We start from the raw sequence: 7,441 nt of genomic DNA, 5'->3' as shown, positions 1-7,441 counted from the left end.
GATTATTGCCAATTCAAAAATATACGATCAAAAACTATTGGGAATATTAAACGAAAAGCAATACCAGCGTTATATTACTTTGTGCACCGAGGCTATGCGCAGACCACTTAAGGGATTAATCTCCGAGGACATATCGCCAGAGTGATTTTAACACTTCAGAAAAGACGAAAGTGTTGGTAATGGAGTGCTAACCTAAAGGAAGTTTGTATTTTTGAACAAAGTTTTTTTAGACTATGTACAAGCTCCTCATCAGACCTTTTCTATTCCTTTTAGATCCGGAAAAAGTACACCACCTTTCATTTACAATTATTAAACTACTATCTAAAATTGGATTTTCAGGTTTCTTCAGATTCCTTTATCTGATAGATGACGAACGTTTGGAGCGAGAGGTTTTTGGAATAAAATTTAAAAATCCTGTAGGCCTTGCAGCCGGTTTTGATAAAAACGCCAAATTGTATAATGAACTCTCCAATTTTGGATTTGGTTTTATTGAGATTGGTACGGTAACACCTAAACCACAAATTGGTAATCCAAAAAAAAGGCTTTTCAGATTAAAAGCAGATCAGGCAATAATAAATAGAATGGGTTTTAATAACCTAGGTGTTTTTGAAGTGATTGACAACTTAAAGGGAAAACACAATGTTATAATAGGCGGGAATATTGGTAAAAACAAAATCACACCAAATAATCTTGCCACCAAAGATTATTTAATATGTTTTGATGCACTTTTTGATCATGTTGACTATTTTGTGGTGAATGTAAGTTCTCCAAATACACCGGGCCTTAGGGAATTACAAGATAAGGAACCTCTTACGGCACTCCTGATAGCTTTAAAACGTGAAAACCAGGTATACGCGCAAAATAAACAAGTAGTTGAGAAACCTATTCTTCTAAAAATAGCTCCTGACCTTACGGATGAGCAGTTATTAGATATAATTCAAATTGTTGAAGATACCCGGATTGATGGTATAATTGCTACAAATACTACTATAGCAAGAGAAAACCTGAAGTCAGATTGCGTTCTCGTAGAAGAAAAGGGAGGTTTAAGCGGAAAACCTCTTACGAGCAGAAGTACCGAAGTAATTAGATTCTTGTCTGAAAAAAGTAATAAGGCATTTCCAATAATAGGAGTAGGCGGAATTCATTCTGCTGAAGATGCTATTGAAAAACTTGAAGCTGGTGCAGATTTAATTCAGCTATGGACAGGATTTGTATATGAAGGACCTGCTTTGGTAAACCAAATAAATAAAGCTATACTGGCCAAATCCTAATCCCTGCTTTTATATGCATTGGGTCAAAAAATACATTAGCAAATTTATAAATGGTAATCCGGACAATTATTTTGTCCAATAATCAACTACTAATACATCATCCACAGAAGGGCCAATAAGACTTACAAAGGCCTTATGATCTGGATGTGGTAAATATATTGCACGATCTTCTTCACTTTTAAAACTGACAAAAAAGCAATGTGTAAATCCTTTATCCAGTCCTTCCGGACTATTGTTTAAACCCCATTCGAAATCAGAGATTTGTGGTATTTTATCCGCTAAAGAAGCAAAAGCTTTTTCAAAGGACTCTAGTTGATCCTCAGACGTTTCTTTCTTAAACTTAAAAAGGACAACATGTCTTAAAACGCTGTCATTCGTATTTTGCAATTCGGTTTTTGTCCCATTCAATTTTTTATCCATTTTTATAGAAGTAAAGCTAAGTGACACCAGGCCAAGGACCGCCGTGATTAAAAGTATTTTAGTTTTCATAAATAAATTTTTTGTAAGATAAAGAAAAGCAGTAAACTTTTGTATTTTGAGCTATAATTCATATATCTTCTTAGCTTGAATTACGAAATACTTTCTGCTTTTATCCTGGCAACGGCTGCGCTGGCAATATCACCGGGACCCGATAATATTTATGTCTTAACACAAAGTATATCCAATGGCATAAAATATGGTCTCTCAACTACCGCAGGCCTGATTACAGGTTGTATTGTTCATACTACTTTCCTTGCATTTGGCGTCTCGGCACTGATTAAAGATAACGACCAGCTATTCTTCGTTATTAAACTATTTGGAGCATTTTATTTATTTTACCTGGCTTATAAGGTTTATTATACCAAGGTGCATATTAAATTGGATAGTACAGAGATTCCGAAAAAATCTTTAAGTCAATTGTTTAGACAAGGTTTTATAATGAATGTACTCAACCCGAAGGTTACTATTTTCTTTCTTGCTTTTTTCCCCGGATTTCTTTTTAGTAAAGATTTGAATACAGTAATTCAATTTTATGTTCTTGGTTTAATATTTATGATAGTTACATTCCTTATTTTTTCTTCAATTGCATTGCTTTCAGGGTCTATTGCCGAACAAATAAAGAGAAATACCGGGATAGCATTATTTCTTAAGTGGTTACAAATAGTAGTCTTTTCCGGCATAGGCATTTACTTGTTATTTTCGGATAAATAACACTAATTTTGATAAATACTAGATTCGCTATATGCCCGAAACAGTCAAGATAATTGAATGTCCAAGAGATGCTATGCAAGGCATTAAAAGCTTTATTCCAACTGAGAGTAAAATTGCATACATTCAATCATTGCTGGGTTGTGGTTTTGATACCATAGATTTTGGGAGTTTCGTTTCACCAAGGGCCATACCACAGATGGCCGATACTGCTGAAGTGCTTTCAAATTTAGACCTGTCCAAATCAAAGAGCAAGTTATTGGCTATTGTAGCCAATGTACGAGGGGCAAATGAGGCAAGCGTTTACCCCGAGATTGACTATTTGGGCTATCCATTTTCAATTTCTGAGAATTTTCAAATGCGTAACACGCATAAAACCATTGCACAGTCAATAGATGTATTAAACGAAATTCTGGAAATAGCTTATGCAACGAACAAAGAGGTTGTTACTTATATATCTATGGGATTTGGCAATCCATATGGTGATCCATGGAGTTTAGAAGTTGTTGGAGAATGGGCAGAAAAATTGGCTAATATGGGAGCCCGAATATTGTCCTTGTCTGATACAGTTGGGACCTCCACCCCGGAAGCTATTAACTATTTATTTTCACATTTAATTCCCAAATATCCGAATGTTGAATTTGGAGCGCACTTGCATACAACACCAAACAGATGGCATGAAAAAGTTGATGCTGCATATAAAGCAGGCTGTCGTAGATTTGATGGAGCGATAAGAGGATTTGGAGGCTGTCCTATGGCCAAGGATGAATTAACCGGCAATATGCCCACCGAAAAAATGTTATCTTATTTCACTGAAAACAAGGTAGATACCGGAGTTAAGTGGATGGTCTTCGAAGCTGCACATAATAAGGCTTCCGAGCTGTTTTCCAACTACCAATAAAGTCTTCCTTAGAATTGAATTCCTTTGCCGGTATTATTCTCTATATTAATATTGCAATAAGATCCCAATAAAAGCTCCAAACGGATGGCCGGGGCGCAAACCTGCAGGAACACGGGATACAGCATATGTTTCATCCAATAGATTAATGATTCTCCCATTGATACTGAAATGATCATTCAGATGATACTTTGCCGATAAATCTATTACAAAACTGGATGGTACTAATTCATTGGCTGGAATCCTGCCACTTCCGGCTTTGGTTCTAAAAGAGCCATTGTATCTTCCGCTGAGATTTAGTTCATAGGAAGGATGCTCCAGAGAAATCAAGGCATTAAACTGATGTTTGGGGATATAAGGCATTTCATCTCCTGCAGTAACTTCTCCCCAGATATCATTGGGGCTGTCAAAACTACTTCTGAATTCTGCATTGGTGAACGTATAGGCAAAAGTTATGGGAAGCCTTAGATTCTTGTGTTTTTTTAAAGCACTGTAATTTAATAAGACTTCTAATCCTGTCACATTTACTTCTCCGGCATTAAACTGTTCCAAACTTCCAGTGCCTCCGGTAGCAGCCAGATCGCTTCCTAAAAGATTGCTATAATCATTAAAAAATCCTACAAGTTCTCCTGAAAAGCTTCCCAGTGTAAATCGGGATCCAAGTTCATAATTGACACTTTCTTCCGGCTGTTCACCTTCTTTGCTTGTTGGCGGCGAAAACCCTTTGTGAATACCACCAAAAAGTGATATCTGGTTGAAATTATAATTGAAACCTATTCCTGGAATCCAAACGTTCACTTGGTTTTCACGGGTAGAGAGGTCAATACCCTGGCGTGAGACGTCATTTTTACCATAGTCTTTTCGCCCCAGGGAAATAGACTCATACCTTAATCCCGGGGCAATGGTAAGGTCTCTGTATTTAAGTTTATAAAGTATATAACTGGAGAAGGCACTGGCATCACTGATCCGATTGGCATCAGTACCTGGGATACCCGCCGTAGTCAGGTTCATGATACCATCGTCAATACCATAACTATCAACCCATTGAAATCTATCTTCAAAGTCAGTATGAAAACGAGCCCCTAATTCCAAATCATGAAAGGTATTGTCACCACTCCAATGGTAATCAAACTTCGTCTGAATACCTTTGGAAACATATTTTCTATTATTGGCCTTTACTAATAAGGCATCGGCCGCTTCGTCCTGGTTCCCTGAGATAACGCTGTAATATTCCTGGTTGCTTATAGGGTCTTCAAGAATATTTGCAAGACCCCTGCGGTCTCCATTAAGTGTTACGGCGTCTAGTTTATACCAGTTTCTGGCAAATCCATTGTAATAGGCTGTTGTAGTGATATGGAAATAATCGCTGAAATCCAATACATAAGTGGCGGCCGCCTGAATATGATCATTGACCATTTCATCTTCCTGAGACCCGGCATACCTCCTGAATGGAGTAATTGCAAAATCATTATCGGTTAGACCAACATATGTTTCATTGGACTCCTCATCGGAATATTGGAATTTCATGTCCAGAATATGCTTTAGTTTGGCTTCGGGGTCAGAATTTAGTCTAAACTTTGCAACAACATCATTTTTGTCAAAACCTGTATTTCCGCCATTATCCAAATCTTTAAAACCATCGGAATTAAAGTTTAAATATTCAACGCTATATCCAAAATGCTTTTTGGAATCCCCTAATTTTAAATGTAGTTCTCCGCTATTATAGGTTCCATAACTGGCCAGTAATGAGGCTTGAAAAGAACCAGGAATTGTTGAAGACATCATATTTATGGCTCCACCGGTGGTAAAAGGACCGTATTGAACCTGGCTGCTGCCTTTAAGAATTTCTACAGCCTGCATCCGGGCAACTGATGGGAAATAATAAGCAGCCGGAGCACTATAAGGTGCAGGAGCAATTAGTACACCATCTTCCATCAAAGTAATTTTTGCGCTCCTTTCCGGTGAGGTACCCCTTAGACTAATATTTGGACGTAACCCAAATCCATCTTCTTCAACAAGAGTTACTCCGGGTACAGATCGCAAAACCCGGTTAATATCCGTGTAGTTATATTTCAATAGTTCAGGTTGCGATGCATAGTAGGCAGAGCCAGTTCTGTTCTTCGCCTGGAATTTGCTTCCCAGAATGGCATTGGCAGATAGTACTACTTCCTCCAGTTTTATAAGGTTAGAATCCTGGGCTTTAGTAATGAGGCGGGTTGATTGCCCATAGGACAGATTCAGAACAATACCGGTTAAGAGAAAGGCAAGAAAACACTTCATTTAATTTAGACTAATTATAAATAGAGTTAAATGTAGTTGTCAAAATTAGTAACTAAATTCAAAATATAAAAGCTTATTTAGATTAAATAAAAATAAAATTATCTACTTTTTTCATTTTGAGAGGGTTGCATGTTACACTGAAGAATGATCTCTGGTTAAAATGACATTGTCCAAAAAGTTGTTCTGGTAAAAAAGTGTATATTTGCACGCAATTAATCCTTAATTGCCATGGAAGCTCACCTTAATAAAATTCTTGGAGAAGGTCTCACATATGACGACGTACTCCTTGTTCCGGCTTTCTCTGAAATTTTACCCAGAGAAGTAAATATTCAAACAAAATTTACTAAAAATATTACCATAAATATTCCTATTGTTTCCGCTGCGATGGATACTGTTACTGAATCACAAATGGCCATTGCTATGGCCCGTGAAGGAGGTATTGGCGTATTACACAAGAATATGACCATTGAACAACAGGCAGTGAAGGTTCGAAAAGTAAAAAGAGCTGAAAGCGGGATGATTTTGGATCCGGTTACATTGCATCTTGATGCATTGGTCGGCGACGCCAAAGCAAATATGCGGGAACATAGTATAGGAGGTATTCCCATTGTTGATGAAAATCAAAAACTTATCGGTATTGTAACCAACAGAGACCTCAGGTTTGAAAAAGACAACAATCGTCCAATTGCTGAGGTAATGACAAAATCCAATCTTATTACTGTCGCAGAAGGGACTTCCCTGGAGCAGGCGGAAGGCATACTTCAGATCAATAAAATAGAAAAACTTCCGGTTGTAAATAGTTCAAACAAACTTGTTGGACTTATCACCTTCCGGGATATTACGAAGCTTACCCAAAAGCCAATATCAAATAAAGATAAATATGGAAGGTTACGAGTTGCAGCGGCTATTGGGGTAACTCCCGATGCTTTGAAAAGAACAGAAGCTTTGGTAGTGGCCGGGGTTGATGCGGTTGTAATAGATACAGCTCATGGCCATACAAAAGGCGTAGTTAATATCCTTAAGGATGTAAAAAAACAATTCCCGGAGCTGGATGTTATAGTAGGTAACATTGCCACTGCGGATGCTGCAAAATATTTAGTAGAGGCCGGGGCTGATGCTGTTAAAGTGGGCATAGGGCCTGGTTCAATTTGCACAACAAGAGTGGTAGCAGGTGTTGGATTTCCACAATTCTCGGCGGTATTGGAAGTTGCTGCAGCTATTAAAGGTAGCGGTGTTCCGGTAATTGCGGATGGTGGAATACGCTATACGGGAGATATCCCAAAAGCTATTGCTGCAGGTGCAGATTGCGTTATGCTGGGGTCTTTGTTGGCGGGGACTAAAGAATCACCGGGAGAGACCATTATTTACGAAGGCCGAAAATTTAAGTCTTACAGAGGAATGGGTTCTGTGGAGGCCATGAAGGAAGGAAGTAAGGACCGGTATTTCCAGGATGTGGAAGATGATATTAATAAATTGGTGCCAGAAGGCATTGTTGGCCGCGTTCCCTATAAAGGAGAGCTATATGAAAGTATACATCAATTTGTGGGCGGTCTGCGGGCCGGTATGGGATATTGCGGTTCAAAAGATATTGACACTTTAAAAGAAATCGGAAAATTTGTAAAGATTACTGCTAGCGGGATTAATGAAGGCCATCCTCATGATGTGACAATTACAAAGGAATCTCCCAACTACAGCAGGTAATCTATTTCACACTACCACTATAGGTTTTCCAGTCCTTTTCCAGGTAAATATTATCTCCAAAGTATCGGGCAATATTTAAAAAGGGATCTGGTTTTTGATATCC

6 protein-coding genes are annotated in these 7,441 nt (G+C 38.1%); 4 read left to right on the top strand and 2 right to left on the bottom strand.

The features are described from left to right. Positions 1-233 precede the first annotated feature (233 nt). Positions 234-1,271, top strand: coding sequence for a quinone-dependent dihydroorotate dehydrogenase (locus WBN20_RS07060; RefSeq protein WP_424281191.1), 1,038 nt, complete (start codon positions 234-236; stop codon positions 1,269-1,271). A 66-nt stretch (positions 1,272-1,337) separates the two neighbouring features. On the opposite strand, the gene WBN20_RS07055 is transcribed toward WBN20_RS07060, so the two are convergent. Then, complete coding sequence (locus WBN20_RS07055; RefSeq protein WP_424271563.1) at positions 1,338-1,760, bottom strand: Dabb family protein; 423 nt, start codon at positions 1,758-1,760, stop codon at positions 1,338-1,340. Between the two features lie 75 nt (positions 1,761-1,835). Between WBN20_RS07055 and WBN20_RS07050 the strand changes: the two genes are divergently transcribed. Both WBN20_RS07050 and WBN20_RS07045 read left to right on the top strand, forming a co-directional pair. Further along, the gene (locus WBN20_RS07050; RefSeq protein ID WP_424271562.1) at positions 1,836-2,462 is read left to right on the top strand and encodes a LysE family translocator; all 627 of its coding nucleotides are present in this window, start codon (positions 1,836-1,838) and stop codon (positions 2,460-2,462) included. Between the two features lie 31 nt (positions 2,463-2,493). After that, positions 2,494-3,360: a hydroxymethylglutaryl-CoA lyase gene (locus WBN20_RS07045; RefSeq protein ID WP_424271561.1), complete on the top strand. Its 867-nt coding sequence runs from the start codon at positions 2,494-2,496 to the stop codon at positions 3,358-3,360. A 45-nt stretch (positions 3,361-3,405) separates the two neighbouring features. On the opposite strand, the gene WBN20_RS07040 is transcribed toward WBN20_RS07045, so the two are convergent. Continuing rightward, positions 3,406-5,637 carry a TonB-dependent receptor family protein gene (locus tag WBN20_RS07040; protein ID WP_424281190.1) on the bottom strand — a complete coding sequence of 744 codons (2,232 nt, stop codon included), beginning with the start codon at positions 5,635-5,637 and terminating at the stop codon, positions 3,406-3,408. A gap of 228 nt (positions 5,638-5,865) precedes the next feature. Here WBN20_RS07040 and guaB point away from each other — a divergent pair, with 228 nt between their 5' ends. Then, positions 5,866-7,338: an IMP dehydrogenase gene (gene guaB, locus WBN20_RS07035; protein ID WP_424275754.1), complete on the top strand. Its 1,473-nt coding sequence runs from the start codon at positions 5,866-5,868 to the stop codon at positions 7,336-7,338. Positions 7,339-7,441: the final 103 nt, after the last annotated feature.

The organism is Eudoraea sp. (assembly GCF_049665975.1).
GTDB lineage: Bacteria > Bacteroidota > Bacteroidia > Flavobacteriales > Flavobacteriaceae > Eudoraea.
Note: the sequence above shows the minus strand (reverse complement) of the source record. Positions and strands in the feature narration are given on the sequence as shown.